Genomic DNA, 24867 nt, shown 5'->3' with positions numbered 1-24867 from the left:
TTGAGCACAAAGCCGTTTGAAACAGGCCTTGCAAAGATAACAAACACATTTGCACCTATGATTGAGAGCCAACTTATGAGCAATGGCGTCAATATGGACCAATATTCCAAGCAGTGCGTTATTAACGCTATTTCGGCCATTAACACGGTATTGGATAGCAAAGCCATCGATTGGAATAACCCTGATCTTGATAAGAATAATGTAACTCAAATTCTAATGAACGTGGCTTCATTGAAGCTCAATGCTTCAGCAAGCCCACGCGAAGTCTACTTCCAGCTCCGAAACATAAAAGTCACCACTCCTGATAAGAAGGATATTTGGAAGAAGCAAATAGAAATGGGGATCGAAGGGGATGGCAATGATGCCATCCTTGCCAATTTCGGCCGCAATGTTGAGAAGGTCTATCCTTATTGGCTTGTGAGGGAAGATGATCACTTTGAATATCCTAAATTCCGCGGTGTGAATTACGAAGCGCCAGTGTGGGCGCCAACCGGAAAGGGGGAGGTTGTTCGTATTGTTTACCCCATTCTCCATACGGATAAGACGCTGCACTTCTACATTTCAGAACGTGACGATGTGGTCAAAAACCTCATTGCCCACATGAATAACAGCATGATGAATATGACTTTTGGAGTCTGTGCTGATCGATTCAAAGCGACTCCTGATCAAAAAAAGACGATTGCGGCGAAGAAAGCTGAAATTCTCAAGCGTGCTAAAGATCTTGGTCTTGGTGCCTTGGATGATCCAGACCTACAGCAGTACATCAGCCCAGCTTGGAGCGAATACCAAAGTCGTGAATCCATGCTGATCCGCAAGATGCGTAATAACTTGGTCAAAAAGATTCCGAAGGACTTTGGCAGTGCGTTTGTTGAGATGCTGCATAACGAGGTTTCTGATCCGGATTTTGCTGCGGTCCATCGTGAGATTGCAGAGAAGGCCAATAGTGAACCTATTGATATTCCGAATTCAACCCCACCCGCTGCCCCAGCAGTCGAGCCTGTTTCAACGCCTGCCGCAGAGCCACAGCCAAAGGAATCAACTCCTACGGATGAACAAAACGCGGGTGCTGACGAAGCGGGAAACACACCAGGTGCTGAAGATGACTTTTCCGGCGATGTTCCGCCTATGGAACAAGAGTTGGATTTCTAATGATCGACATTACCTGTCTCGGCTCCAGCAGCGCCGGTAATGCCTACAGAATTTCGGATGGCCACACCGCGCTTCTGCTGGAAGCCGGCTTTCCTTATAAGTCGATTCAGCGGGCGCTTAACTTCAAGATGTCGGACATTGCAGGCTGTCTCATTACCCATGAGCATGGCGATCACAGCCGTGCTGCTGCGGACATCATGCGTGCCAGCATTCCGGTGTACACAAGTCAAGGCACAGCGGGTGCCCTTAAGCTTTCGGGGCATCGTCTGCGGCCTGTGGCTGCACTAAAAAGCTTCAGCGTCGGATCATGGACGATTATGCCATTTGGCGTCGAACACGACGCAGCGGAGCCGCTGGGCTTCCTGCTGGCTAACCAGGACGGGGATAAGCTGGTCTTTCTGACCGACAGCTACTATTGCCGGTACAAGTTTCAAGGACTCACCCACATCATGATTGAGTGCAATTATTCCATAGATATCGTAAACCGCCGCGTAATGGCTGGTGAATTACATCCTGCTCAAAAAAAACGGCTACTGCGCTCACATTTTTCACTGGAGCACGTAAAGGAATTTCTGAAAGCCAATGATACCCGGAATGTTGAGGAGATATGGCTGCTGCATTTATCTGACGGCAATAGTGACGCTGAGCTGTTCAAACGCGAAATTCAGGAGCTGACTGGTGCTGCAGTTCAGGTGGCCGACCGATGAACGGTCCACTCGGAGAGCGTATTTGGAAAAGCATGATAGGTGAGCGGTTGTGGGCCTTACGTCCAGTGGATGAAGAGGCATTCAAGCGAGAGGTACGAGATTATTACGCTCGAGGCAATCCTGGCTTTCGGGTGATCAAAGCAGCCTATCCCTATATTTACATTCAAGACGATAGGGGGCCTGAACGATGAACGCGATGCAGCAACTTGATCTATTTGCGCTTATTGATTCACCGAAACCAAAGGCTCCAGAACTCAATGGAATGTACTACGAACGGGCCACTGGATTGTTCGTCTCATTTGTACGAGGGCGACGTCATTACGAAGTCTCTTGGGTACAATGCCTGGGAGATAAGAGTTGGAAGGAAAAAACAAAGAGGGAGCGTGCCATATGAGCGCATTAACCAAGGAGCAGGCCAAGAAGGAAGCGGACGAGCTTTTGGATTACTTCATGAATAAATTGGAACAGGCTTCTGAAAAGGGAGAAGAGCACATTGCTCAGATGCTGGATGCTGCGACCTTTACGCTCGGTTCATGCATAGCGATTGCAGTCGGTCATTCTGCCGGAATTGGCCCGGCCATGAGCCAGGCTATCGAAACTCTTACAGATGGTATCCAAGCCGGCATGGTGGCTGTGGGGATGGATGGGACGTTCATAAAAATTAAACGATAGATAGAAGTTTTGGGGGATGATTGAATGCCCGAAGGCAGTTACCCGTTTCCGACATACTCAGGGCTTTTGCAGCCACAACATTACAAACAAATAGGCAGCGCGATATGGCTTTTCCTGTGGTGTATAAGCTCCACGACTGCGGAGAAGGAGAGAGAGGGAACTGTCTGGGGCATCGTCCTCGGGAACAAGCCTATCCGGATTAATGAGCTTGAAGAGACCTTTGAGGTCAGCAATCGCACTATCCGTTCTTGGATCAAAACACTCGAAGATTATGGTTACATCCGAGTGACAAGAGCACCATATGGGCTCATTTTCAGTGTTAAGAACTCTAAAAAGTATCAAAACAGATCGGCAGAAAACTTCCACTCTGATATTGGAGATCGGCAGAATGTTGCCACTCTGGACGATAGTGATAGGCAGAATATTGCCGATCACGCGGCAGAAAACTGCCGATCTAATAAAGATATTATAAAGACTTTGATTGATAGATGGATTGATGGCTTGGAAGAAGATGATCAAAAAGAGTTGAGTTCAAGGTCCGGGGTTCTTTCCACCGCTGTGAGTGCCGTCTCCACAGGCAAAATAGACTTTGATAAACCGACAGTCGAACAGCGTGTCCTTCAAATCGAGAAGTATTACATGCAGCGCAACGGGCTACTCAGTCCCGTTCCTACCGATTGGGAACATGTTCGTGAGATTGCGAACGAGGCCATGCCGCTGGATCTCGTATACTTTTTCATCGATCTGGCAATTGCCCGGAAGAAAGCTAAACGGAGGAGACCTTCGGACAAGATCCGGACGTTCTCGTATTGCAAAACCGTGATTTATGGCTGCTGGGATGAATTGTCCTCATTTCTTGAGCGGTACCTAACTCCCCCTGCTTCCTCACAGCAGGGAAAAGTCGCCCTGGGAGCCTCAAGAGAGCGTCGGAAAAGCCAACGACAACAAGAAATCGACGAACTTGAACAGTTCATCGAGGAGGAGAAAAAGCGTGGAAGTGGTTGAGATTGCTCAGCTTTACCGTGAAATCAAGAAACATTATCCATTCTTTGATGCGTCTGTCGAAAAGGTGAAGGCAGATTATAAATACCTCAAGGATTTTCCCGCAGAAGCAGCCCAGGAGAATATTGACCGCTACATTCTGACGGAAACAGCAGAGCCCAAGATTGCAAACATCCGCGGCCGACTTGGGGAACAGCTGGAACGGGAACGGATGCGCCAACAGACTGCGGAGCTATTTACAGTGATGGACCAGGCCCGTACAGCTGCTGTCCCGCCGCCGGCGGGCTTGAAGGAGCGATTATATGCAAGACTCGGCTTTCGACGCTGAGATGCCGCACAGCTCGGAGGCGGAAGCTTCTGTCTTAGGGGCGGTGCTTATCGATGCGACCGGCGAGGCAATAGATTCAGTCATGGAATTAACGGCGGAGCTCTTCTACAATCCGCAACACCGATATGTGTTCGAAGCTTTGGAACAACTTGGAGAGGATGGCTCACCGATTGATTTAGTCACTCTGACTACCACCCTACAGGCCAATGGGCAGCTTGAGGCAGCGGGTGGAGTGAGCTACTTGTCTAAGATGGCCCATAGCGTACCTACAGCAGCCAATATTGACTATTACATCGGGACCTTGAAGGAAAAGTTTACGCTGCGGGAAGCCACTCGTTCAGCAAGGGAGCAACTCCGCATGATCACAGAGAGCGGCGATGCTGCTCAGGTGGTTACAGCGATGCAAGTAGCAGCTGCAAAGCTATCGGATCAGGCGGCACCGAAGCGGGAATTCAAACGTGTCCGAGATGTGGCCATTGAGGTCTACGAGGATATGGAGCAGCGGGCTATGACGAAGACGGATAGTGGCGTAACCGGTCTTTCTTCGGGCTTTGCTGACCTGGACCGATTAACCTCCGGATTTCAGCGGAGTGACCTGATCATAGTCGCAGCGCGGCCTTCCGTAGGAAAGACGGCGTTTGCCTTAAATATCGCCCAAAACGTAGCGGTGAGCTCAAAAGAGACGGTGGCCATCTTCAGTCTTGAGATGTCGGCTCCGCAGCTGGTGCAGCGTATGATCTGCGCCGAGGCAAACCTGGATGCCAATCATATGCGGACAGCTGATTTTGAAGAGGACGACTGGACGAAAGGTGCTGACGCGATCGGGCGGCTGGGAGAGAGTAATATCCTGATCGACGATTCGCCAACACTGACAGTCTTCGAGATCCGGAATAAATGCCGCCGTCTGAAGAAGCAAGAAGGACTTGGGCTGATCGTGATTGACTACCTGCAGCTAATCTCAGGAGCGGGCAAACGGAATGAGAACCGGCAGCAGGAAGTATCTGAGATCTCCCGTACCCTAAAGCAAATTGCCCGGGAACTGGACGTGCCGGTCATAGCTTTGTCTCAGCTTAGCCGTGGCGTAGAGCAGCGCCAGGATAAACGGCCGATGCTGAGTGATTTACGGGAGTCCGGTTCCATCGAGCAGGACGCGGACATTGTTGCCTTTCTATACCGGGATGATTATTACGACAAAGAAAGCGAAAAGAAGAACATCATCGAGATTATTATTGCCAAGCAGCGGAATGGCCCACTCGGAACAGCCGAACTGGTCTTCCTGAAGCAGTTTAATAAATTTGCTAATTACGAGCGTGCTCAATCAGACCAACCGCAGCCGCCTGCAGGGGCTGTGAAGGACATGAACAAGCGTAAATGGGCGTAGGGAGGTAAACATGGGAGAGCAGGAAAGGTTTTACGGTTATTGTTACCCAGAGCCGGATGGATGGCATACTCCGGCAGTAACGCTGAATAGTCCGGAAGAGGTTTTTCGTTATACGCAGCTCCATGGTAAGACAGGGATGTTTCGCGAGGTGAGGGTCACGGATGGCGGCGATTTTACTGTCGTGCAGATGATTGACGGCCTGTACACATGGCCTGAAGAGTGGAAGCAGCTGAATAAGGGGGAAACGGGCAATGAAGCAGGGAAAACGGCCGACCAGGAAACAGAAAATCATGTTGGCAGGTCTTGATCGGGTAGACCCGAAAAGCTGGCTGATAGAGCGTGACACACCTGAAGAACTGGTTTTGGTTAGTCGTAAGACGGGCAAGCCCAAGACGATCAAAAAAGGTGTGTAATGAGCAGGCGTAATTATTGGCACGTTTATAACTGGCTGCGCCGGCATTATATCGCCACGGGTGCAGTAGCGGAGCGCATGGATCTCCTGGAAGAGTTCGCGGAGCTGGAGTCCGGAGAGATTGACGAAGGCATTGCAGAATTTGAGCTTGCGATCGGCAAGCGGAAACGGGAGGTGGTACCGGATGGTAAAGAGCACACATAAGCCCATTGATCCATTCTTCCAGCAGCGACATTCCTTTTCTATTTGGGACGGCGGCCGGCTGGCGGGGACAGTGTTTGTACTCGATCATGGAATGCTTCCGCGTAAGCGGAGAAGGGGGCATCGAAAGAATGATAGAGTTTACGGTTCTCGGAGAGCCAGTCGCACAAGGTAGGCCCAAGTTTAGTACCGCAGGTGGCTTCACTCGAGCATATGATCCGGCCAAGTCCCGGGACTATAAAGACTATGTTCGGTTGGCAGCGCGAGAGTTTGCACCGGCCGCCCTCCTGGAGGGTGCTTTGGGAGTCGCGGTGATAGCTTACCGTTCGACTCCGAAGAGTTTTAGCAAGAAAAAGGCTGCAGCCGCTGAGCGCGGCGAGATCCTGCCAACAACCAAGCCAGATGCGGATAACTACTTAAAAGGGGTGAAGGATGCTCTGAAGGGCATCATCTGGAAGGACGACAGTCAAGTCGTGGACGCATTTGTTAAGAAACGGTACAGTTCAAAGCCGCGGATTGAAGTCAAAATTAAGCAACTCCAATAAACCCAGAGGGGACGGGATCAGTATGATTAAGGATTATGCGAAATTTAGCGCAACGGTAGCAAAGGGGATCAAGGTCGGAGATACGGAGGTTGAAATTAAACTGCTGCTTCCGCTGAAGGTTATGCAGGAGAATTTCCTATTCCTCAGCAGCAATCAAGGGGAGAAGATCAATGTCTTCATGGGCGATCCGCAGGCTGCTTTTGATTTTGAAGAAGATGACGGGGATATTTATCGGGAGATGACCGGTCGTCGTGTGACTACCGATGCTTCCGGCGTTGTTGTAGATGTTGAGAAGCGGGAAGATGGCGATCCCAACCAGGTCACGTTGTTTGAACAGGAGGGCGGAGGCAGCTCAGTTGAAGAGGGTTCAGAAGCAGACGGAGCTGCTGATACTGAGCACACAGAAGATTCGTCGGATGGGCAGCAAGAAGGGACAGAGCCTGGTACCGTTTATCTGGAGGGCGGTTCCAACGATAGTCTGGAGCCGGAATGGCTGAACGGTGAGGGTGGCGAAGACGGCGGCGAAGCTGATGAGGACGGCGCTCCATCCGGAGACAACTCCGGTGAGGAAGATCAGGGCGAAACTCCAGTTTCCGAAGGAGATGGAAATCCGGAAGAAGTGAGTAAGGAAGCGCTGGAAGCCTTCATCCTGACCAACCGCCCCGTTTATGATGACATCGAGATTGACGGGACGCCGATTCTGTTTCCCGAGTTGCTGCAAGAGCGCTTGGATCTGAAGAAAACTTGGAAGGAAATTGCCCAGGAGAAAGAGGTTAGCCCATCCGTGTTATCAGCTAAGTGGGGCGCCTACAAGAAGCGGGTTGAGAGAAAAATGAAGGGTGGCGGAGGAGCAGCGTAAGCTGCTTCTTCTCTTACAAAGGAGGGGTTGGCGATGCGAACGGGCTTGAACAATCTAACTAGGGAGCATTACGAGACCCTGCTCAGCATTCACGCCGAAGTCGTGTTGGAGGCTGCCATTGAGAAGCGGCTGCGACGGTTAATTGATCAGGCACTTGATAAGGGGGATGAGGCGGCATTTCGCCTCTATGCGGCCGAACTGGTCGGGAAGAAGGTGGCGGGCAATCAATAATATTGACGTGATCCCGCCGATTACCCGGTGTCGTTACTGTAATGCCGATGTCATTTGTGTGTCCACGCTTGAATTTTACGGTAGAGACTACGGCGCCCACGTTTACAAATGCACCGGCTGCGAGGCATATGTGGGTACGCACAAGGGTACTCAAATACCGCTTGGAACTCTGGCCACTAAGGAGCTAAGGAACCTGCGCAAGCAGGCCCATGCGGTTTTCGACCCCGTGTGGAAAGATGGCCACATGCTGCGGTATTCCGCATATCGGCGATTAAGCGAATTTATGGGAACTAGCCGTAAGGATACCCATATTGCAATGTTCAACGAAGATCAATGTCGGCGACTTATCACCGGATTCCGAAAATTTGTTTTTGGCAAGTGATCATTAGGGGGCTGAATTGAAAGGGGGCTTATCTGTTGGGGGCTTTGGCGATACAAGAAGCGGCGCTGCCAAGTAAGGACAAAGAAGCCTATATTCAGTCGGGGCTTCCTTGGGTTCACACATTAGCACGTAAGTATAGTCCAAATAGGGATTGCCTGGAGGATCTGATTAGTGAAGGTACGATCGCACTCCTGGAGTCCTACGAACGATTTGACCCACATCGGGGTGTTCTGTTTTCTACATTTGCATATCAGTCTATCAGAGGACGAATGTTTGATTATCTTCGAGAACAATCCGGCAACATTCGTCCACCCGATAAGGCGTTTCGAGTAGGGCATCGAATACTGAAAGGTGAATTGCAACATCTTTCTGAAGCTGAAATTGCTGAGGTGTTAGAAATCAGCGTAGTACAGGCGAGATTTGGCCTTCAAGCGATGCGGACCTTCCGGCAAAAGTCGATGGACCAGCTGCTTTCGGAGGGGACATTTACATTTCACGATATTCACGGTGTTGAAGATGATTTTTCTTTGTTTTGGCTCCGTGAGTTTATCAACACCTTGCAGGATGAGGAAAAACAAATTTTCATCGATCTCATGAACCACGGTCAAAAAGTTATGGCAAGGAAGCATGGTCTTCATCTTATGGTGGCTCATGAAAAAGTCAGAGAGATAAAATTTAAATTTAAATCGTTCTTGGGAATAGAAGAAAGCGAGGGGAGCTTTATGAATACGACTACTGCTTCAAGTCCAGTGAAAACTAGGAGAATCAATACAGAAGAGGCCAAACAACATGGTGTCAGGACTGTATTGGACAGTGTGGAATGGTTCACGGATACTGCTTCACCGATTACACCTACCATTGGTATCACTTCAACCGGTCTTAATTTAAACCCGGCAGCTGCAAAACTACTTGATGTCGTACTTAAGCAATTTATTCAGGTTGGTTACAATGCTGAACTCAAGCGCCTGGTCATTCGTAAGGCGGATACCGGCATCAAATTGTCCAAGGGTTACGGAGAAATGAATGGAGCTGCCGCAGCTAACAGCAAGCGCCTAAGCGATTGGTTGAAGGGAAAGCTTATTGAACGGAAAAGATATGCCTTGGAATATGACGATACGGCTGCTGTGCATTACATCCAAGTGGAAGTTGCTGAGGAGGAATAAAAATTGGGACGAGCTAAAAATTGGACACAGGAAGAACTTGAGTACCTTCAAGACCGCTGGGGAACAAGTAGCTTGAAATCTATATCCCTTCGGCTTGGCCGTAGCATAGAAGCGATTAAGCTGAAGGCGGGACGGATGGGGCTGAAGGATTCGCGTATGAGTTTTGACGGCATTACCGTGAATCAGTTGTCCCTGGCACTTGATAAATCCTATAACCAAATTGTTAGGTACTGGATTCCACAGTATGGTTTCCCGGCAAGACGGAAGATATTTGCCAGTAGCGCTCGTGTATTGGTTATAGGATACGAGGATTTCTGGAAATGGGCGGAGCAGCACAAAGAAATGATTAACTTGGCCAAAATGGAGCCGAATCTTCTTGGAGCTGAGCCGGCTTGGGCCAAGGTCAAGCGGAGAGCGGACAAGATGCGGTCTCAGAAGACATACCAGGGTGTGCACTGGACACCAGATGAAGACCAACGGTTAGTGCAAGTTCTCCGAACCAGGGGAATGACCTATCCGGAAGTCGCCAAGTTGTTTGATCGTTCCGAGGCTGCTGTGAAACGCCGGTTGCATGACCTTGGTGTTAAAATGCGCCCGGTTCGACTTGAAAACCATATTAAATATACAGCGGATGAAGTACAGACGTTGCTGCGAATGGCCCAGGAGGGGTACAGCTTTGAAACGATTGCCCAGGAGCTTGGTAAGAGCGCCCTGGGCGTTCGCGGAAAGCTTGAGCGGATGGGGTTTGAATTTAAACGCCGCAAACTACTGGAGGTCATGAAATGACTGAGCTCAGCAGTGTAGAGAATGCTCGAATTGAAGAGTGCCTGCAGGAGGGTCGGATTACCGAACATCAGGCGGAAATCGTGCGTGCCTATCTTCTAAGCGAAGACCTGAATGCAACGGCCAAGGCAACCGGAACCAGCTATACGTCAACAGCCTCGACCTTAAGCCGGCTGAAGAGTATTGGAGTGTTGGAGAAGAAAGGCAGCCGTTTCCCGTATAAGCTTCGTGAGAATGTTACGGAGACGGTAGTTTCAGAGAAACATGAAGTCAACCGGCTTTCCATCCAGTCAGATATCCGGATCTCAGATTTCGAGCGTAATTGGATGATTGAGCATTATCCAAAACTGAAGCATAAACGGGGAGCTGCTGCGGCAGCTCTTGGATGTGATCGGTGGCGAGTGTGCCAACTGGCCATTGCATTGAAGCTGGATCAAAAGAATGCTTCATCAGGATAAGGGAGGTCTGGCCATGAAGGAATTTGCGGTTTACAAAGGGGAAGAAATGCTGGCGATGGGTACAGCCGCTGAATGTGCAAAGGTTATGGGAGTGAATCCGGAGTATATTCGTTGGCTGACAACGCCCACCGCTAAACGTAGGCTGGCCAAGCGGAAAAATCCTGACAAATGTGTTGTCGGAGATGTGATCTCTTGAGTGGAGAAAAGCTTGAGGATTGGCAGCAGGAAGTTGACCTGAGCAGGGAGATTCTATTCTCTCCGCCAGGCAACTGGACGCACGATCTTGTAGGAGAGCCGGTCCGCTTTGTGAAGCGGGCCGTTAACCCTGCAGGAATTGAAAGAGTGTATTTTCGTGCAAAGGAATACTCGGGATCATGGACGGTAGCGGAGTGGGAACGTCACGCGAGACCGCGAGATCCAGAACCGGAGCAAATGACATTATTTTAGGGGCAGCATAGCCCCTATAGGGAGGACGAAAACGTGAGCAATCTTAAATTGATTATGAGCCAAGGAAATAAGACCGCGGAATTGGAGATTGAGCATTCAGATGAGAAGCAGCGAAATGATGCTGTAATGGGGCTTCTCCGCTTCTTCGGGGACAAGGGGCCGCAAGTAGTAAGAGTTGGAGGTATAGAGACTGATCTTATCTCTTCTCTGGTCACAGCAGAGGCACATTATCCAGTGCATTGGGAGCCGGAAGAGGTACCTACCGCCACACAGGCAATCAAGCCTGCTTCTTCGCCGCCGTTGAGTGAAAGAGAGGTAACTGCAACCCCTGAGCCGTACAAGCCCGAGAAACCGCCTTTCATTCATTCAGAACGTACGCTGCAAATGCCAATCGGTGAAATTATGGGCAAAGCAGCTACTGATGCCGTGACCACATTACCGGATCATTACAAGACAGGCATCAAATATAAGGAAGGTGTCCCTCACTACAAGTTGCGCTATTGGTGCCAAAACCCAAAATGCAGGGACAAAGCGAATGATTATATTCCAGCAGATCAGATGATTGTGAACTGCCGGCAATGTGGAATGGCCCTCACAGTGACCCCAGCAGCTCCCAAGGGAGATCGGGACGGCTATGGGAACTTTTTCATCGCAAATAAACCAGCAAACGAGGCAGAGGGTTAACCGCCCTCTCCCCTAAAAAGGAGCTGATAGGCGTGATAAAACTTACAGAAGTACTTCTGAACGGAAGTGGAGACGTTGCAAGCGAAAGCCCGGTATACATTCCGGCAGATGTAGTGTTCAGAACATACAAAGTATATACCGATGTCACGATTCCCGGAGCAGGACATGCGCTGGTTAAGGAGAGCCCTGAAGAGATTGCCAACATGATCCTTGACTACAAACTGGCTATGGAAAGATACAAGGCATCCAGCGTAGCGGCCTATTTGCACCATTCTCAGGAAGGGGAGAATCCTTATACTCCTCCACTTGACCAAGAACTGATATTCGGAGGATTGGCAGGATTAGAGAGATTTAGAAGACCCATTCCGAGGGAGGCATAACCAGCATGAGCAGAGAGGTAGAGTTTCGAGGCAAAGATGTTGAGGGCAAATGGCATTACGGGCTGCTGGCGGTGCTGCCGGAAAACATCCGGATGCTACAGAAAGGGCATTACATTTCTAATGCGGCCGGCTTGCCATTCGCTTATCAGGTACGACCTGAGACGGTTGGTCAATACACTGGTCTGAAGGATTGCAAAGCACGCAAGATTTACGAAAGGGATATCGTCCGTCATGCAGTGGGTTGGGTTGGCAAGGTGCATTACATCGAAGGCACATTTGAGATCGAGGCCACGCATCAAAGCTGGCCTGCCAATTACGCAAGATGCGGGAAAATTGAAGTGATTGGCAATCTTGATGACAACCCGGAACTGCTCAGGGGGTAAGCTCATTGTAAGAATGGAGGAACAGAGCCGTGATAACCAAGCCATTAACAAAACGCCAGGCAGAAACATTTGAACTTATAAAAGGCTTCATTGATCAAAAAGGTTATGCACCATCTGTTATGGAGGTTGCGGATCTCCTGAAGTTGAAGTCTCGCTCCACAGCGCATTCACTGGTTAAGCAATTAGTGAACAAGGGTTATCTTGAGAAGACAGATTTTGAGGTCCGGACACTACGGGTTGTAGGGCTGGAGGATAGTAATGCATTTAAGCCATATGAAGCCTTGCGTCAAGAAAACGTGCGGCTGCTGCAGGAAAATGCGGAGCTGCGGAAAAAGCTTGCAGGCTTTGAAAAACGATAATATGTAAAGACCCCCATATCCTTGGCCGGGGCGGGGGTCCTTCAGTTAAGCCATCCTCTTGACATTATAGCATAAAGGGGAGTAGGGGGATGGCGATGTCATACAAGCAAGGGGAATTGTTCGCAGAAGCTTCAGAGGATGAGATTGCAGAAACCGAGTTCTACCTCGAGCGATACAGGGATATGATTCTGTTTATAGAGGACTTTAACGGGTTCCAAGCAGAAATGGCGCAGGTTGCTGTTGATGGAGAGTCTGCTCGCAGGCTGAGTGCGGACGAACTGTATGCAGACAAGACAGCAAACGCCGTCATCTTGACCGAAAAACAGAAATGGATGTATGAGCGGTACCGCGTTTATACATTCATGATCTTCCGGGCATACAATCTGATCCGGCACCAAGGAATAAAGAAGGTGATCAAAGCTCTATTCATTGACGGGCATAACCGAAGTAACACGATTCTCTTCACGTATGTGTCTGGGAGCACCGTAGACCGGTACATTGAAAAAGGAATTAAAATGATCGCCAACTCCCTGAACCAGATGGGATTCTTCGAAGAAATTTTGAAGAGAAACTGACGACAATGTGGGGACAAGGTGAATACAAAACGGGGGATTTTGAAGACCACTTGAGGATTTTTCCGTGCTATATTGGTAGTGTGGAAATCAGGCGAGAGTGACACGCACGGCTGCAGCGATGCAGCATTAACCGGGGCGTACCTCCTCTCGCTTTTTCTATTTCGAATAATGATCTAGGATCATACCGCCGATCAATCCAAGGGGAATGATAATCGCTATTCGGATCAATGCTTTTTTTAAAGCTTCTCTCAATGTATGGCCTCCTCACATTCATTTTTTACAGTATAATCCATCGGGAGGCATGTGGATATGAAAGAGTTAGAGATTTTAAGGATTCGAGAGTCCGCACACCAGGAATAGCCGGAAATCGGTTCTGGTCCTTTTGACTCTCATTTCATGTGGTCAGTAAAATGGTCTTATCCTCCTTTGTTACAAAGTCCGTAAAGATTTTAAGCAAAGAGCGCAGCACATTTGCTGCGGATGCAGAGCGGACGCCATTCTTTAAAGCGTTTGAATTATTCTTTAATCGTCATTTTATCGCGTAAAAGCGTACATAAAACAGCCGGAGTCGCTCATTATTGGGCGGCTTTTTTATTATGCAGAAAGGGTGATCTCAGTGGAGACAGCAGCAGAACTTCGTGATCTGGAAATGACCTGTGAGGAAGTAGCCGAGACGCTGGCCGGCCCGTATAGGCTTAATAAAAAGGAACAGCGCTTGCTTGCTTATCTGCTGGATGATAGCAAAAGCAAGAATATCGGTGATATCTGCAGAGCGCTTAAGACCACAGCCTGGACCCTGCTCAGTAAGACAAAGCCCGAATTGGAGCGGAAAATTGATGCTGTTGGCACCGGAGCGTGGAAACGTGACCTGGAAGCTGCGCTTCAATCCAGCTCAGTATCTAAGCGCGAAGTAAGCGAATGGCTCTATTTGTATTCAAGAAAGGATAACAACCATGAGGAAAAAACAGAATAGCATCCGTCCTCCACTGAAGGAACCCCCAAAGCAGCCGATGAAGTGTGCAGGTTGTATATGGGGCCGATGGGAAGGAACAGCACAGTTTTGTAGTAGGACAGTTTGCCAGAGGAAAAAAAGTCGAACTACTGATAAATATTATTATGAAGCGGCTACAGTACCTCTTTCAAATAGCGTATCTGAATTCATATCAGGAATAGCTAGGAGAATGGAATATCCAGAGTGATACTGTTCCAGAATGAAACGCCAGAAGGGAAAACCTTCCTGAACGTCGAAATGTGATGTCGAGGGAGGTGGCGTTATGATACAAGTTAGGTGTTTTTCATCAATTGACGAATCTGTAGTAGAGAGAGGAATCAATGCTGTTTTTTCAGGGTTAAAGCGAGAGAAACTCATTGATATTAAGTACAGCATTTCTACATGTCCTGATTCTGATACTGATTCTCTTACTGGGTTTATCACAACGTATTCGGCTTTAGTAATCTACGAAGAATAACGAGGCACCTTCGGGTGCTTTTTTTATGCCCATAAATGACCTTCTGTGAGCCGTTTTCAGGCCATGAATACAGGAACGTGCGTTTGTGTGGTGAGGCGCGGAAAAGAGCAGGGCGGGCCGATTCTGTTGGACTGTGTCGAAATCTGCGTTAGCCCCAAGATGAAAAACCAACTCAACTTAAAGGAGGGTCCATATGGACATCAGAATTATACCGATCGAGCAGCTTAATGCAGCCGTCTATAACCCCCGTGAAGACCTTCAGCCAGGAGATCCGGAATACGAGAAGCTTCGCCGCAGCCTGGATGAGTTCGGATATGTGGACCCGATTGTCTGGAACGAGCAAACCGGCAACATGGTGGGCGGCCATCAGCGTTACAAGGTGCTGGTAAATGAGCAGAACTGCACCGCGCTGGCCGTATCGGTAGTCAACCTGGACCCGGAGCGGGAGAGGCTGCTTAATCTGGCGCTTAACAAGGTGTCTGGCCGCTGGGATGATGAAGCCTTGACACAACTGCTTAGTGAGCTGCAGGAGGGCGGGGCCGATCTGGCGCTGTCTGGCTTTGATCTAAGCGAACTAAGTGATTTTGATATTGATGTTGGGGATTTGGAATCTTTAACAGAACCTGAGCGCATCCCGTTAATTGATCGCTTTATTGTACCGCCTTTTAGTGTGCTTGATACTCGTCAAGGTTACTGGCAGGAGCGCAAGCGACAGTGGTTACAGATGGGTATACAAAGCGAAGAAGGGCGCGGCGACTCTCTCTTATATAACATGTCTGGGCAATCTGAATTCATGCGTGCTGCTATGGAAGCTGTAGGGGGCGGGACAAGCATCTTTGACCCCGTTTTATGCGAGATCATGTACCGCTGGTTCTGTCCGGAGGGCGGAAAGGTTCTTGATCCGTTCTCGGGCGGTTCCGTACGTGGCATAGTGGCCGAATATCTAGGCTACTCTTACACTGGCGTAGACTTGCGACAAGAGCAGGTTACAGAAAACAATAAGCAGGCCCAACTCCTTTATGAAAAAGGGGTTATTGATCGTTCCCCGGAATGGATACAAGGGGATTCAAGGCAGATCGGTAACCTGGCAGCTCACATAGAAGCTGACTTCGTTTTCAGTTGCCCGCCTTACGCCGATCTGGAGGTTTACAGTGATGACCCTGCTGACATATCCAATATGGATTATGCCGACTTCCTGAAGGCTTACCGGGTGATCATTAGCGCAGCAGTTGGCCGATTGAAGGACAATCGCTTTGCCTGCTTTGTTGTAGGGGATGTACGTGATCAGCGCGGCGTCTATCGTAACTTTGTGTCGGACACCATACATGCTTTTCAGGACGCAGGCCTTGTTTATTACAACGAGGCCATTTTGATTAATGTGGTGGGCAGTGTAGCGCTCCGAGTAGGTAAGCAATTTAGTTCCGGGCGGAAGCTTGGAAAATGCCATCAGAACGTACTGGTATTTTTCAAGGGCAATCCGCAGCATATTAAGCGGGAACTGGGGCCACTTGAAATAGATATGACGGCTTTTACAGAAATCTCTTAATCTCTCTCGATTGTCGTGGCCACATCGGTTATCATCTCGATAACAACGATACAAGGGAGAGAGTGAGCATGAGTCCAGAAATTGCAGCCCTGAAAGGACGAGCCGAATCGTATAAGTTGTTGTACAAAACCAACCAAGTCGGCCGTGATGAAGCTCTGAGCAACATACAGCCTTATATTGATGCGGTGAACACCAAGGCTACGGCACTTGCTAAGAAATTCAATGTTCGTCCTAAACTTATTACCGTTACCGGCTTTTTGCGGTAATAAAAAGGGAGACGCACTAACGTCCCCCTCATTCACCCAGGGTATCCCCCGGCTGAGACAGCGGCGCGCCACGCGTGGCATTTCCAGACATCCGCTGTCTCGCATTCCATCATAACGGATAGCGGAGGGGTACGTAAATGGGAACACAAGATGAAATTTTATTGCAGCATGAGCTCGAAGTCATGGCCGGTATCCTGGAAAGCAAGGCTCAGTACCGCAAAATTGTTAAAGCCGGCATAGCCAAGTGGGTCAAGGACTTTCAGGCTGGTCAAATTGAGATTAAGACGGTGGAAGACCTGAAGAAGCTGATTGAAATAGATATTGAGCTGCAGAAAGATGAAATTTAGGAAGTTGCAGACGTGTCTTTATCGCGCACTTCGATTCCTTTTAACTTCCCTTCAGGCAACCGAGAAAAGAGTGAAGTGATTCTCTTTTTACGCGAGATGCGTTCTTCAATAATAAAGTTGATTAGTTCAAATAATTGCAGAGCGGTTTCTTGATCATCCTGAAGGTCAAGTTCGCCAGGGTGTACTGATTCATTACCAATAACACGAACTATATCTAGGGCTTGCTGAACTTCTTCGGGCAGCCCCTTTTTCACCAGATTCCCAATGTCTTTGTTAATGTCTTTTCCTGGTTCTCCAAGTTCAATCATTAATTTTTGTAAGACTAATCTAAGAAGTGCAGCAGCACCTCTAGGTGATTGATTAATAATGCTTCGAGCTTCTTCGTAATCTGCAATTAGAGGCTCAGGCATATCAGAGTGTGGTAAGGGTGCAATAGTGGATTTAGGGGTAATCATAATTCCTCTGTACCAAAAAGCAGCTTGTGTACAATGCCCACAAATACTGATTCGAAAATTTGGAAGAAAGTTTTTTGTACCGAGCGCTGGGTGGTAAACAGCATTTCTCCATGTTTGTGCAGATTTTACATTGCAATATGGACAATGGAAAGAATCTTTTTCGAACACGGGTGGGAAATATTCAGATTGCATATTTTGAGAACTCCTTTCCTTAGAATAATATTCTTGTTCGACATTTTTCAGCGGAATCCTTTATAAGAGGATCTGCACCTGGGGGGTGGTGACATGTAGCATGGCCAGAGAACGCAGTCCCGAGCGGGACAAGGCAAAACAGATGTGGTTAGAGAGCAGCGGGACGATGAAGCTTAAAGACATCGCCGCTGCTCTTTTTGTTGGCGAAAATAAGGTTCGAAAATGGAAGTCAGTTGACCGTTGGGCAGAGGAACTCAATGGGAACGTTCCACTTGATTCCAAAGGGAACGCTCCACATCGTGGCGCTCCCAAAGGGAACAAAAACGCTGCTGGTAATCGCGGCGGCGCTCCCCCAGGGAATCAGAACGCCAAAGGAAACAGCGGCGGTGCTGGTGGGCCGCCTGGCAACAAGAAGGCAGTCACTACCGGTGAGCATGAAACCATCTGGCTGGATACCCTGACCGAAACCGAGCAGCAGTTATTAGACCAGATAAATACGGACTCTCTCGTTCAGGCTGACGAATCAATTACCATGTATTCATTGCGTGAGCGTCGTATGATGCTTCGTATCAAAGAGCTAATGGATGGCCTCTCTGAAACAGAGCGTAGTGTATGGTACGAAATGAAAGCCATCAAGGAAGTTGCTGAGATCCACGACGAGAAGACCGGTATCACGAAGAAGATCCCGCATAGCCGTAACGAAATGATGGAATCGAAGATTGAGGAGAAAGGCTTCCGCAAGCTAGACGACATTGTAAAACTGGAAGAAGCGCTGACCCGCATCCAGGATAAGAAGATCCGGGCCATTGAATTGAAGAACCGACTGACCGATGAAGAGAAGCAGATCCGCATCGAGACGATGCAATATGAGCTGCAAATGCTGCGCGGTGGTGGAGGTAAGGAAGACTTCGAGGATGATGGCTTTATCGATGCGCTGAAAGGCATGGCAGCGGGAGTGTGGGGCGATGATGACGAAGCTTAAACTCAAGCCGCCGGCGTTCAAGTGGTCCCCTTTTTCGAATAAGCAGCTAAAGGTGCTGACCTGGTGGACGCCGGAAAGTCCACATCATGATAAAGACGCTATCATCTGTGATGGTTCGGTCCGTGCTGGCAAGACAGTCTGTATGTCCTTCTCCTATATTGCCTGGGCGATGGACACCTTCCGAGGCGAGCAGTTTGGTATGTCCGGTAAGACCATTGGCGCGCTACGGCGTAACGTAGTCGGGCCGCTGAAGCGCATGCTGGCCAGCCGCGGGTATCATGTTCACGACAATCGATCTGAAAATGTCCTGACCGTAACCCGGGGGCTGGTTAGCAACCGGTTTTTCTTGTTTGGTGGCCGAGATGAGAGCTCGCAGGATTTGATTGCCGGGATCACGCTGGCAGGCATGTTTTTCGATGAGGTTGCCTTGATGCCGAAGTCTTTCGTTGATCAAGCGACAGCTCGTTGTTCAGTAGATGGAGCCAAACTCTGGTTCAATTGCAACCCTGCTGGGCCGTATCACTGGTTCAAGGTGGAGTGGTTGGACCAGATCCAGAAGAAGCACGCTTTGCATCTACACTTCACGATGGAGGACAACCTATCTCTCTCCGAGCGGGTGCGTGAGCGGTACCGGCGTATGTATAGCGGAATATTCTATCAGCGATACATTTTGGGTCTGTGGGTTATGGCCGAGGGAGTTATCTTCTCCAAGTTCAATGATGCGGTTCATAAGAAGCCCCGAGACTGGTTCCCATCCAAGTTTGATCGCAAATTCATTTGTATCGACTATGGAGCCAATAATCCGACGGCATTCCTAAAATATGGGGTCCGCGGGAACGTCTATTATGAGCTGGATGAGTACTATCATAACATCAGGCATAAGGGTGAGAAAACAAATGGCGAATATGCTGATGAACTAGAAGCCTTTATTGACGGCGATGAATATTCAATCTTCATCGACCCGTCAGCAAAGGCTTTTATTATTGAATTGAAGAAACGTGGCATCAATAACATCCGGGCCGCCGTGAATACGGTGCTGGATGGCATTCAAACCGTGTCTAACCGGTTCCAGCGCGATGAATTGTATATCTGTGCTGATAACACCAATTCCCTTCAGGAGTTGGTTTCTTACGTTTGGGATGAAAAAGCCGCCAAGCGTGGCGAGGACAAGCCCATTAAGCAAAACGACCATACCTGTGACGCACGCCGGTATGGCATTCATACTGATTATCTGCTGCAGGAAGTGAAGCAGCGCAAAAAGGAGAGAGAGGAGCGACATGATCATGGCGTTGGGTGGGTGTAATCATGACTAGTGAGGCGCAATGGTTTCAAATATCAAAAGCAGAGGACCGACATATTCCCTCCAGCGCGCAGCTGCCGGATAGTTTTGAAAACCTCTACGATCAGCACGGGCTGCTGCCTTTCCCTCCTGGCAACGACCCTGCCTCCTGCAAGCTGCTGGTCAAGAACAGCAACATCATCCCACAGTGCATTGAGGCATATAAACGGAACATTTCCGGCTATGGGATTGCGCTGGAGTATCTGCCGGGTGAAAACGACGAAACGGCAAAAGAGGAATGGGATCGTGCAGAAAAGTTTCTTGAAACCTGTAATCTGGAGGATACGCCAGACGAGATTGTAAGCTCTCTGATTGAAGATATCGAGAGTACTGGAAATGCGGATGTTGAAGTTGCTTGGCCAACTGGCAGCGAGTTTCCGACGTTATACCGTATTAATCCAAAATTTGTCCGTTGTACTCGGGAAACCAATAAGGCAACGATCAGACGTAAGCGACTGATCCGCTCATCGAAGAAAGTCGAGGAATTCTCTCAGGACATTTACGCGCGAAGGTATGCCATGAAGCGTGGGAACTCGGTGGTATGGTTCCGACCGTTTGGAACCGACGGTGAAGGGAATCAGATCATACCACTTAGGCTGGGGAATGACGGCCCGTATGGAGAGCCGCGCTGGTTCGGTAATGCCCCAGGGGTGGTTGGCAGCCGAGAAGCAGAGGAATTGAACGTCTCCTATTTCAGCAATGGTCGTATGCTTTCCATGCTGCTGACCGTGACCAATGGCCGGCTGACCAAGCAATCCATGGAGCTGCTGAAGACTGTAAAAGGTTCGCAGTCCCAGGGCGGCATACTCTACTTGGAAGCCATTGGGGAAGAGACCGGCGGACCGCTGGATGAAAAGGTTGAGAAGGTGGCTATCAAGCTGGACAAGCTGAACGATCTGCTGCAGCAGGATGCCTTATTTCTTGAATACGGTAAGGACAAGAAAGCAGACATTCTTTCCTCGTTCCGTTTGCCACCGATACTTGTAGGCCAAAGCTCTGATTACAACCGAGCAACGGCGCAGGCGGCGCTGCAATTTGCTGAAGAGCAGGTGTTTGATCCTTACCGCAAATGGATTATGGACGAAATCTTTAACAAGCGTCTGTTTCCAGCCATGGGGATATTCCGCGTGCGTGCGACTCTGCGGGGGCCGCGCATCATCGATCCAGAGAACCGCAAGGCGCTACTGGACTTTATCGCTGACCGTGGCATTATGCTGGTTCGGGATCTGATCCCGATTGCCGAGGAAGTGCTGGATACCACGATTGATGAGTCCAAGTACAGCACCGAATACCTGGATACGCCTATCGCACAGCTTGTGAACAGCCAGCCGGCTATAACTGTGCCTGAACCTGACTCCGATGCGAATAATCTGCAAGAGCAGGTATCCGCCATTGCCAAGCGACTCCTGCGGCAGAGCCATGAGGAGGCAACCAGTCATGTGTAAGGAATGCTGGGAGCAGATCGCCAAAGCAGACGATACCGAGTTCCTGGATAGCCTGGAACTGACCCATGCGGAGCGGGCAGTGCTGGAGGAGCTGTACAAACAGGGAGAGAGCCGGATAGTTGAAATCCTTGAGCTGCAAGGGAAGGCGCTGCATGATGCGATCTTGGAGCTTAGTGAGGAACTGCTGATTGATATTGGAGAGATCGGGAAGGTTTTGGTATCGGTTCAGAGTGGAGAACTATTCACGGTCCAGTTCGAGCAGGCGGTATATGACGCTTTCACTCCGCTGTACCATTTGGCTGGTGAATCGGAGCTGACGGTGCTTAACACCGACAAGACCTGGTCCACCAAGAACAAGGCAGCATCCCGTTTTGCGAAGAACCTGCAGAAGCTTGTTCCAGACATGAATGGGACCAGCAAGGACGTCATGACCCGGGCCTTTCAGAAAGCCATCAAGGAGGGCAAGACGCCTTCCGAGCGGGCGCTGCTGGTACGGGGAATTAGCGAAGCTGCTGCTTCAGGCGAAGCCGGCCCATTTACTATGGAGCGGGCTATTAAGGTTTCTCGCACGCTGAGCACGGCCGCAGCCAATGGTGGAAAGCTGGAGGGCTGGAAGGAATCTGAGGTGGTTGCCGGTAAGAAGTGGAGGTCTTCCAAGGGGGACCGTACCCGGAAGACACACCGGAAAGCAAATGGCCAGGTGCAGCCGCTGGACAAGCCCTTTGAAGTCGGTAAGAGCAAGCTGATGTTTCCGGGTGATCCATCCGGACGGGCAGAGGAGATTATTCAGTGTCGTTGCACGATGCAATCTGTAATGGATTGATATTTTATGAAAGGGGGTGAGAACAGAACATGAGTTATAAACTGAAAGACGCTAAGATCACGCACATCTCTCTTGTGGACAAAGGGGCTAACGGTGTACCGTTTGCTATCATCAAAGCTGCCGGGAAGAATGCCATCCAGAAACAGGTACAGATCGCAAAGGTCGATGTTGCCAAGCGGGTTGTAATCGGTGTGGTATATCAGCCGGATGTGTTAGATGCCCATGAAGATGAGATGGATGCTGAGGAAATCGAGAAGGCTGCGCATCTCTTTATGGAGAAGCAGCACACCTATAACATCGACAAGCAGCATGATCTGGAGGCTGACAAGGGGTATGTTGTTGAATCTTATATTGCACCGTGTGACATGGAAATTGGTGAACAGGTGATTGTCAAAGGTTCCTGGGTTGCTGGTGTGAAGGTGACGGACGACGACACATGGGAAGATATTCAAAAGGGCGAGATTACCGGCTTTTCCATGTGGGGTGTCGGTAAGCGGGAAGAGATCGAGGAGGAAGAGGAGGTATCCAAGGGGCTCTTGAGTAGAATCGCTAAAGCGCTGGGCCTGATTGAAAAAGGCGCGGTCGCTGACAAATATCATAAGAACCGGAAGAACCGAGAATTTTGGGCGGCGCAGGATGCTCTCAACTCGGTTCTTTTTAATTGGGACAGCTGGCAGAGTGGACTGGAAACTGATCCGGAGACCATCCGGGAGGCCCTGCAGGACTTTGTTGATATTGCTGAGGAAGTGCTGACCAAGGAGGACATCGTGAAAGCCATCGGGACGCCGCCAGAGCAAATCGCCAAGGCCGGCAAGAAGATTTCCGCTGGTAACCTTAAACATGTGGAGGATGCCATTGCCGCACTGACTGAACTAAAAAATAAAACGGCTCCCGTAGAGGAAGAGTCCGAGGAGGAAGACAATTTGAAAGCTGAAGATATTGCCAAGGCGGTTACGGCTGCCGTTGCGCCGATAGCGAAACAGGTGGAAGGCCTAACCGCTGAAATTGCGGAGCTTAAGAAGGCCGAGGGTGGCGAGGAAGAACAATCTGCTGGCGGAGAAAAAGACGCGGCCACGCCGGAGCAAGCTTCTTTGACAGAAGCCATTGCCAAGGCCCTTACCCCGTTGACAGAGCAAATGCAGGCGCTGGCATCAGACGTGCAGTTGGTGAAGAATAGCCGTGGCGCTTCCGTGCAGGGAGACGAGCAAGATGAAATCAGCAAGAATGCTGGCGGAGTAAGCTTCGCTGGATTCTTGTAATTAAACCAAGGAGGCATGCAATATATGAAGACCAACGGAACTATTGCCAAAACCAGTATTCAAAAGTCTACGATTGTTACACCGATGGACAATACAGCCTTAAACTATGAGCAGGTGGATGCGTTCACGGAAATGGCGTATGAGGCCAATGGGTTCTTGAAAGGGATTCGCCATGAGAACCGGATCAGTGCCAAGGGAACCATCGACAAGATCGGTGTGCGTGGCCGGAACCTGCGTAGCAAGAAGGAAAACGTAATGGCCAGCAACACAACAGCACCAACCTTCCCTCAGATCCCTTATGCGGTGGAGCCGGTTGTTTTGCCGTTTGAAATCACGGAGGAATTTATCCGTCAAACGCAGCGGGTACGTGGTCAGAACGCTGAGGACATCATTATGCGCGCTATGGCGAACAACTACGGAGAGAACATGCAGGATATCGCCTTTAATGGTGATGTGGCCACACCAAACACTGACCCTGATTATGATTTTTTGAAAATCAATGACGGTTGGCTGAAACTTGCCAGAATGACTGGTCACTTTTTGGATTGGGCGACACTTTCTGCCGCCGAGAAGAAGGGTGTTTTGTTTGAGCTGGAGCGTGCAATCCCCACTCGTTACCGCGCCGGCGGTGTATTCAAATACTTCATGCATCCGAATACGTTTAGCCAACGGTTGCAAAAACTGGCAGAGCAGGACACCAGCGCATCCATCCAGCTGCAAATCACTGGAGGTGTTAAGAAAATTAATGCCTACGATGTGGAAGAGGTTTGGAGCATGCCAGAAGGAGCTCTGCTCTTCACGTACCAACCGAATTTTGCCATGGTGAACACCTATGACATGCAGATTCGCAAAACGACCGAGGGCAAGGAAGCCATCTATGCAGACAAACGATTCTACGCCACTCATTCCGACTTTGACGCCATCTTTGAGGAGCCGCAAGCCCTGGCCTACGTGGAAGGAGTGGAATTTTAATGCCATACGTAACCTACAGGGGCAAAAACGCCTCCCTCCGGCTGCATAGTATCCGATTTGAGCCGGCTAAGCCAGTCCTGGTTGAAAACGAGACTGCGCTGAAGCATTTGCGGGAGCATCCGGATTTTGAAGTTAATGAGGAGAAGATTATCCCGCTGGAGGACTTGTCGGTGGTGCAGCTGAAGGACAAGGCGAAGAAAGCCGGAATTGAAGGTTTTTCAGACTTGAAGAAGCCAGAGCTAATCGCAGCCCTGAAGGCGCTGGAGAGCGGTGAACCGCCTCATGCTGACAACGACACTCCTTAAAAGCCGCAGCCGTGTCAGCGCCGTGCAGGAAGCCACTGACGCACAGCTTGATCAGTACATTGACGATGCTCAGACCCGTATTGAGCTGTATTTGCCTGTTCTTTTCCCGGAGATTGTCGACAAACAGCTTATGCTGGCCTGGGTGAAGCTGGCGGAATCGCTGGCCTTGCAAGACAGTGAGGAATACCTGGCTTCCGTTGCCCGTGGATATTCTGCGGAAAGTGACGGTGCTTGGACGTATACCCGACAGGCTGTTGCAGGGAAGACCACGGGCAATGCCGATGTGGACTCTATTCTTTTTCTCTGGGTCAAAAAACAGCAGTCCGGGCCGGATGATGGCAACATCCGGGCTTATTTGCTATGAAT

At 49.6% G+C, this 24867-nt stretch carries 36 protein-coding genes; 35 read left to right on the top strand and 1 reads right to left on the bottom strand.

Translation table 11 applies throughout. The features are described from left to right. From NSS79_RS20760 to NSS79_RS20630, 27 genes are all read left to right on the top strand, one after another. The gene (locus NSS79_RS20760; protein ID WP_342435955.1) at positions 1 to 1149 is read left to right on the top strand and encodes a hypothetical protein; all 1149 of its coding nucleotides are present in this window, start codon (positions 1 to 3) and stop codon (positions 1147 to 1149) included. Continuing rightward, positions 1149 to 1856 (top strand): MBL fold metallo-hydrolase, encoded by a 708-nt coding sequence (locus tag NSS79_RS20755; protein WP_342435954.1) that lies wholly within the window; start codon positions 1149 to 1151, stop codon positions 1854 to 1856. The genes NSS79_RS20760 and NSS79_RS20755 overlap by 1 nt, the downstream gene beginning before the upstream one ends. A gap of 390 nt (positions 1857 to 2246) precedes the next feature. Continuing rightward, positions 2247 to 2528, top strand: coding sequence for a hypothetical protein (locus tag NSS79_RS20750; RefSeq protein ID WP_342435953.1), 282 nt, complete (start codon positions 2247 to 2249; stop codon positions 2526 to 2528). Positions 2529 to 2552: 24 nt separating this feature from the next. After that, complete coding sequence (locus tag NSS79_RS20745) at positions 2553 to 3533, top strand: HTH domain-containing protein (protein ID WP_342435952.1); 981 nt, start codon at positions 2553 to 2555, stop codon at positions 3531 to 3533. Then, the gene (locus NSS79_RS20740) at positions 3520 to 3858 is read left to right on the top strand and encodes a hypothetical protein (RefSeq protein WP_342435951.1); all 339 of its coding nucleotides are present in this window, start codon (positions 3520 to 3522) and stop codon (positions 3856 to 3858) included. The genes NSS79_RS20745 and NSS79_RS20740 overlap by 14 nt, the downstream gene beginning before the upstream one ends. Then, complete coding sequence (gene dnaB / locus NSS79_RS20735; protein WP_342435950.1) at positions 3833 to 5239, top strand: replicative DNA helicase; 1407 nt, start codon at positions 3833 to 3835, stop codon at positions 5237 to 5239. The genes NSS79_RS20740 and dnaB overlap by 26 nt, the downstream gene beginning before the upstream one ends. Before the next feature lie 10 nt (positions 5240 to 5249). Next, positions 5250 to 5546 carry a hypothetical protein gene (locus NSS79_RS20730; protein ID WP_342440498.1) on the top strand — a complete coding sequence of 99 codons (297 nt, stop codon included), beginning with the start codon at positions 5250 to 5252 and terminating at the stop codon, positions 5544 to 5546. Next, entirely contained in the window at positions 5491 to 5652 is a 162-nt protein-coding gene (locus tag NSS79_RS20725) for a hypothetical protein (RefSeq protein ID WP_341094064.1), read from the top strand. The genes NSS79_RS20730 and NSS79_RS20725 overlap by 56 nt, the downstream gene beginning before the upstream one ends. Further along, positions 5652 to 5855, top strand: a complete 204-nt coding sequence (locus NSS79_RS20720; RefSeq protein ID WP_342435949.1) for a hypothetical protein — start codon at positions 5652 to 5654, stop codon at positions 5853 to 5855. The genes NSS79_RS20725 and NSS79_RS20720 overlap by 1 nt, the downstream gene beginning before the upstream one ends. 128 nt (positions 5856 to 5983) lie before the next feature. Continuing rightward, on the top strand, positions 5984 to 6397 hold the full coding sequence (locus NSS79_RS20715) for a RusA family crossover junction endodeoxyribonuclease (protein ID WP_342435948.1): 414 nt from the start codon (positions 5984 to 5986) through the stop codon (positions 6395 to 6397). A 22-nt stretch (positions 6398 to 6419) separates the two neighbouring features. Continuing rightward, the gene (locus tag NSS79_RS20710) at positions 6420 to 7256 is read left to right on the top strand and encodes a hypothetical protein (protein ID WP_342435947.1); all 837 of its coding nucleotides are present in this window, start codon (positions 6420 to 6422) and stop codon (positions 7254 to 7256) included. Between the two features lie 33 nt (positions 7257 to 7289). Continuing rightward, positions 7290 to 7487: an IDEAL domain-containing protein gene (locus NSS79_RS20705; RefSeq protein WP_342435946.1), complete on the top strand. Its 198-nt coding sequence runs from the start codon at positions 7290 to 7292 to the stop codon at positions 7485 to 7487. Continuing rightward, entirely contained in the window at positions 7423 to 7869 is a 447-nt protein-coding gene (locus tag NSS79_RS20700; protein WP_342435945.1) for a zinc-finger-containing protein, read from the top strand. Before NSS79_RS20705 ends, NSS79_RS20700 begins: the two co-directional genes overlap by 65 nt. A gap of 35 nt (positions 7870 to 7904) precedes the next feature. Then, a complete protein-coding gene (locus NSS79_RS20695; protein WP_342435944.1) occupies positions 7905 to 9032 on the top strand; it encodes a sigma-70 family RNA polymerase sigma factor in 1128 nt (375 codons plus the stop codon). A gap of 3 nt (positions 9033 to 9035) precedes the next feature. Then, positions 9036 to 9818 carry a hypothetical protein gene (locus tag NSS79_RS20690; protein ID WP_342435943.1) on the top strand — a complete coding sequence of 261 codons (783 nt, stop codon included), beginning with the start codon at positions 9036 to 9038 and terminating at the stop codon, positions 9816 to 9818. Continuing rightward, a complete protein-coding gene (locus NSS79_RS20685; protein ID WP_342435942.1) occupies positions 9815 to 10273 on the top strand; it encodes a hypothetical protein in 459 nt (152 codons plus the stop codon). The genes NSS79_RS20690 and NSS79_RS20685 overlap by 4 nt, the downstream gene beginning before the upstream one ends. 13 nt (positions 10274 to 10286) lie before the next feature. Beyond that, complete coding sequence (locus tag NSS79_RS20680) at positions 10287 to 10469, top strand: hypothetical protein (RefSeq protein WP_342435941.1); 183 nt, start codon at positions 10287 to 10289, stop codon at positions 10467 to 10469. Beyond that, positions 10466 to 10720, top strand: a complete 255-nt coding sequence (locus NSS79_RS20675; protein ID WP_342435940.1) for a hypothetical protein — start codon at positions 10466 to 10468, stop codon at positions 10718 to 10720. The genes NSS79_RS20680 and NSS79_RS20675 overlap by 4 nt, the downstream gene beginning before the upstream one ends. 33 nt (positions 10721 to 10753) lie before the next feature. Then, complete coding sequence (locus NSS79_RS20670; RefSeq protein ID WP_342435939.1) at positions 10754 to 11404, top strand: hypothetical protein; 651 nt, start codon at positions 10754 to 10756, stop codon at positions 11402 to 11404. Between the two features lie 32 nt (positions 11405 to 11436). Then, positions 11437 to 11784 carry a hypothetical protein gene (locus NSS79_RS20665; RefSeq protein ID WP_342435938.1) on the top strand — a complete coding sequence of 116 codons (348 nt, stop codon included), beginning with the start codon at positions 11437 to 11439 and terminating at the stop codon, positions 11782 to 11784. A gap of 5 nt (positions 11785 to 11789) precedes the next feature. Continuing rightward, positions 11790 to 12167, top strand: coding sequence for a YopX family protein (locus tag NSS79_RS20660; RefSeq protein ID WP_342435937.1), 378 nt, complete (start codon positions 11790 to 11792; stop codon positions 12165 to 12167). Positions 12168 to 12196: 29 nt separating this feature from the next. Continuing rightward, on the top strand, positions 12197 to 12526 hold the full coding sequence (locus NSS79_RS20655) for a hypothetical protein (RefSeq protein WP_342435936.1): 330 nt from the start codon (positions 12197 to 12199) through the stop codon (positions 12524 to 12526). Between the two features lie 95 nt (positions 12527 to 12621). Further along, complete coding sequence (locus tag NSS79_RS20650; RefSeq protein ID WP_342435935.1) at positions 12622 to 13101, top strand: hypothetical protein; 480 nt, start codon at positions 12622 to 12624, stop codon at positions 13099 to 13101. Between the two features lie 616 nt (positions 13102 to 13717). Continuing rightward, positions 13718 to 14074 (top strand): hypothetical protein, encoded by a 357-nt coding sequence (locus NSS79_RS20645; protein WP_342435934.1) that lies wholly within the window; start codon positions 13718 to 13720, stop codon positions 14072 to 14074. 689 nt (positions 14075 to 14763) lie between these two features. After that, positions 14764 to 16116, top strand: a complete 1353-nt coding sequence (locus tag NSS79_RS20640; RefSeq protein ID WP_342435933.1) for a chromosome partitioning protein ParB — start codon at positions 14764 to 14766, stop codon at positions 16114 to 16116. Positions 16117 to 16184: 68 nt separating this feature from the next. Continuing rightward, entirely contained in the window at positions 16185 to 16382 is a 198-nt protein-coding gene (locus NSS79_RS20635; protein ID WP_342435932.1) for a hypothetical protein, read from the top strand. Between the two features lie 137 nt (positions 16383 to 16519). Further along, complete coding sequence (locus tag NSS79_RS20630; protein ID WP_342435931.1) at positions 16520 to 16729, top strand: hypothetical protein; 210 nt, start codon at positions 16520 to 16522, stop codon at positions 16727 to 16729. On the opposite strand, the gene NSS79_RS20625 is transcribed toward NSS79_RS20630, so the two are convergent. Next, positions 16726 to 17376: a DUF4145 domain-containing protein gene (locus NSS79_RS20625; protein ID WP_342435930.1), complete on the bottom strand. Its 651-nt coding sequence runs from the start codon at positions 17374 to 17376 to the stop codon at positions 16726 to 16728. The genes NSS79_RS20630 and NSS79_RS20625 overlap by 4 nt on opposite strands. A gap of 100 nt (positions 17377 to 17476) precedes the next feature. Between NSS79_RS20625 and NSS79_RS20620 the strand changes: the two genes are divergently transcribed. From NSS79_RS20620 to NSS79_RS20585, 8 genes are read left to right on the top strand one after another with little or no spacing between them, the layout of a single operon-like run. Continuing rightward, positions 17477 to 18358, top strand: coding sequence for a phage terminase small subunit-related protein (locus NSS79_RS20620; protein WP_342435929.1), 882 nt, complete (start codon positions 17477 to 17479; stop codon positions 18356 to 18358). Beyond that, the gene (locus NSS79_RS20615; protein WP_342435928.1) at positions 18342 to 19661 is read left to right on the top strand and encodes a PBSX family phage terminase large subunit; all 1320 of its coding nucleotides are present in this window, start codon (positions 18342 to 18344) and stop codon (positions 19659 to 19661) included. The genes NSS79_RS20620 and NSS79_RS20615 overlap by 17 nt, the downstream gene beginning before the upstream one ends. Positions 19662 to 19663: 2 nt before the next feature. Beyond that, positions 19664 to 21142 (top strand): phage portal protein, encoded by a 1479-nt coding sequence (locus tag NSS79_RS20610; protein WP_342435927.1) that lies wholly within the window; start codon positions 19664 to 19666, stop codon positions 21140 to 21142. Continuing rightward, on the top strand, positions 21135 to 21965 hold the full coding sequence (locus tag NSS79_RS20605; RefSeq protein ID WP_342435926.1) for a phage minor head protein: 831 nt from the start codon (positions 21135 to 21137) through the stop codon (positions 21963 to 21965). Before NSS79_RS20610 ends, NSS79_RS20605 begins: the two co-directional genes overlap by 8 nt. Before the next feature lie 29 nt (positions 21966 to 21994). Next, entirely contained in the window at positions 21995 to 23224 is a 1230-nt protein-coding gene (locus NSS79_RS20600) for an XkdF-like putative serine protease domain-containing protein (RefSeq protein ID WP_342435925.1), read from the top strand. Between the two features lie 24 nt (positions 23225 to 23248). After that, positions 23249 to 24196 carry a major capsid protein gene (locus tag NSS79_RS20595; RefSeq protein WP_342435924.1) on the top strand — a complete coding sequence of 316 codons (948 nt, stop codon included), beginning with the start codon at positions 23249 to 23251 and terminating at the stop codon, positions 24194 to 24196. Next, complete coding sequence (locus tag NSS79_RS20590; RefSeq protein ID WP_342435923.1) at positions 24196 to 24501, top strand: Rho termination factor N-terminal domain-containing protein; 306 nt, start codon at positions 24196 to 24198, stop codon at positions 24499 to 24501. The genes NSS79_RS20595 and NSS79_RS20590 overlap by 1 nt, the downstream gene beginning before the upstream one ends. Further along, positions 24479 to 24865, top strand: a complete 387-nt coding sequence (locus tag NSS79_RS20585) for a hypothetical protein (RefSeq protein WP_342435922.1) — start codon at positions 24479 to 24481, stop codon at positions 24863 to 24865. The genes NSS79_RS20590 and NSS79_RS20585 overlap by 23 nt, the downstream gene beginning before the upstream one ends. Positions 24866 to 24867 lie beyond the last annotated feature (2 nt).

Origin of the sequence: Paenibacillus sp. FSL L8-0436 (assembly GCF_038593025.1) — a bacterium.
GTDB lineage: Bacteria > Bacillota > Bacilli > Paenibacillales > Paenibacillaceae > Paenibacillus_AQ.
The sequence above is the reverse complement of the archived record's forward strand: the minus strand, read 5'-3'. Positions and strand labels throughout refer to the sequence as shown.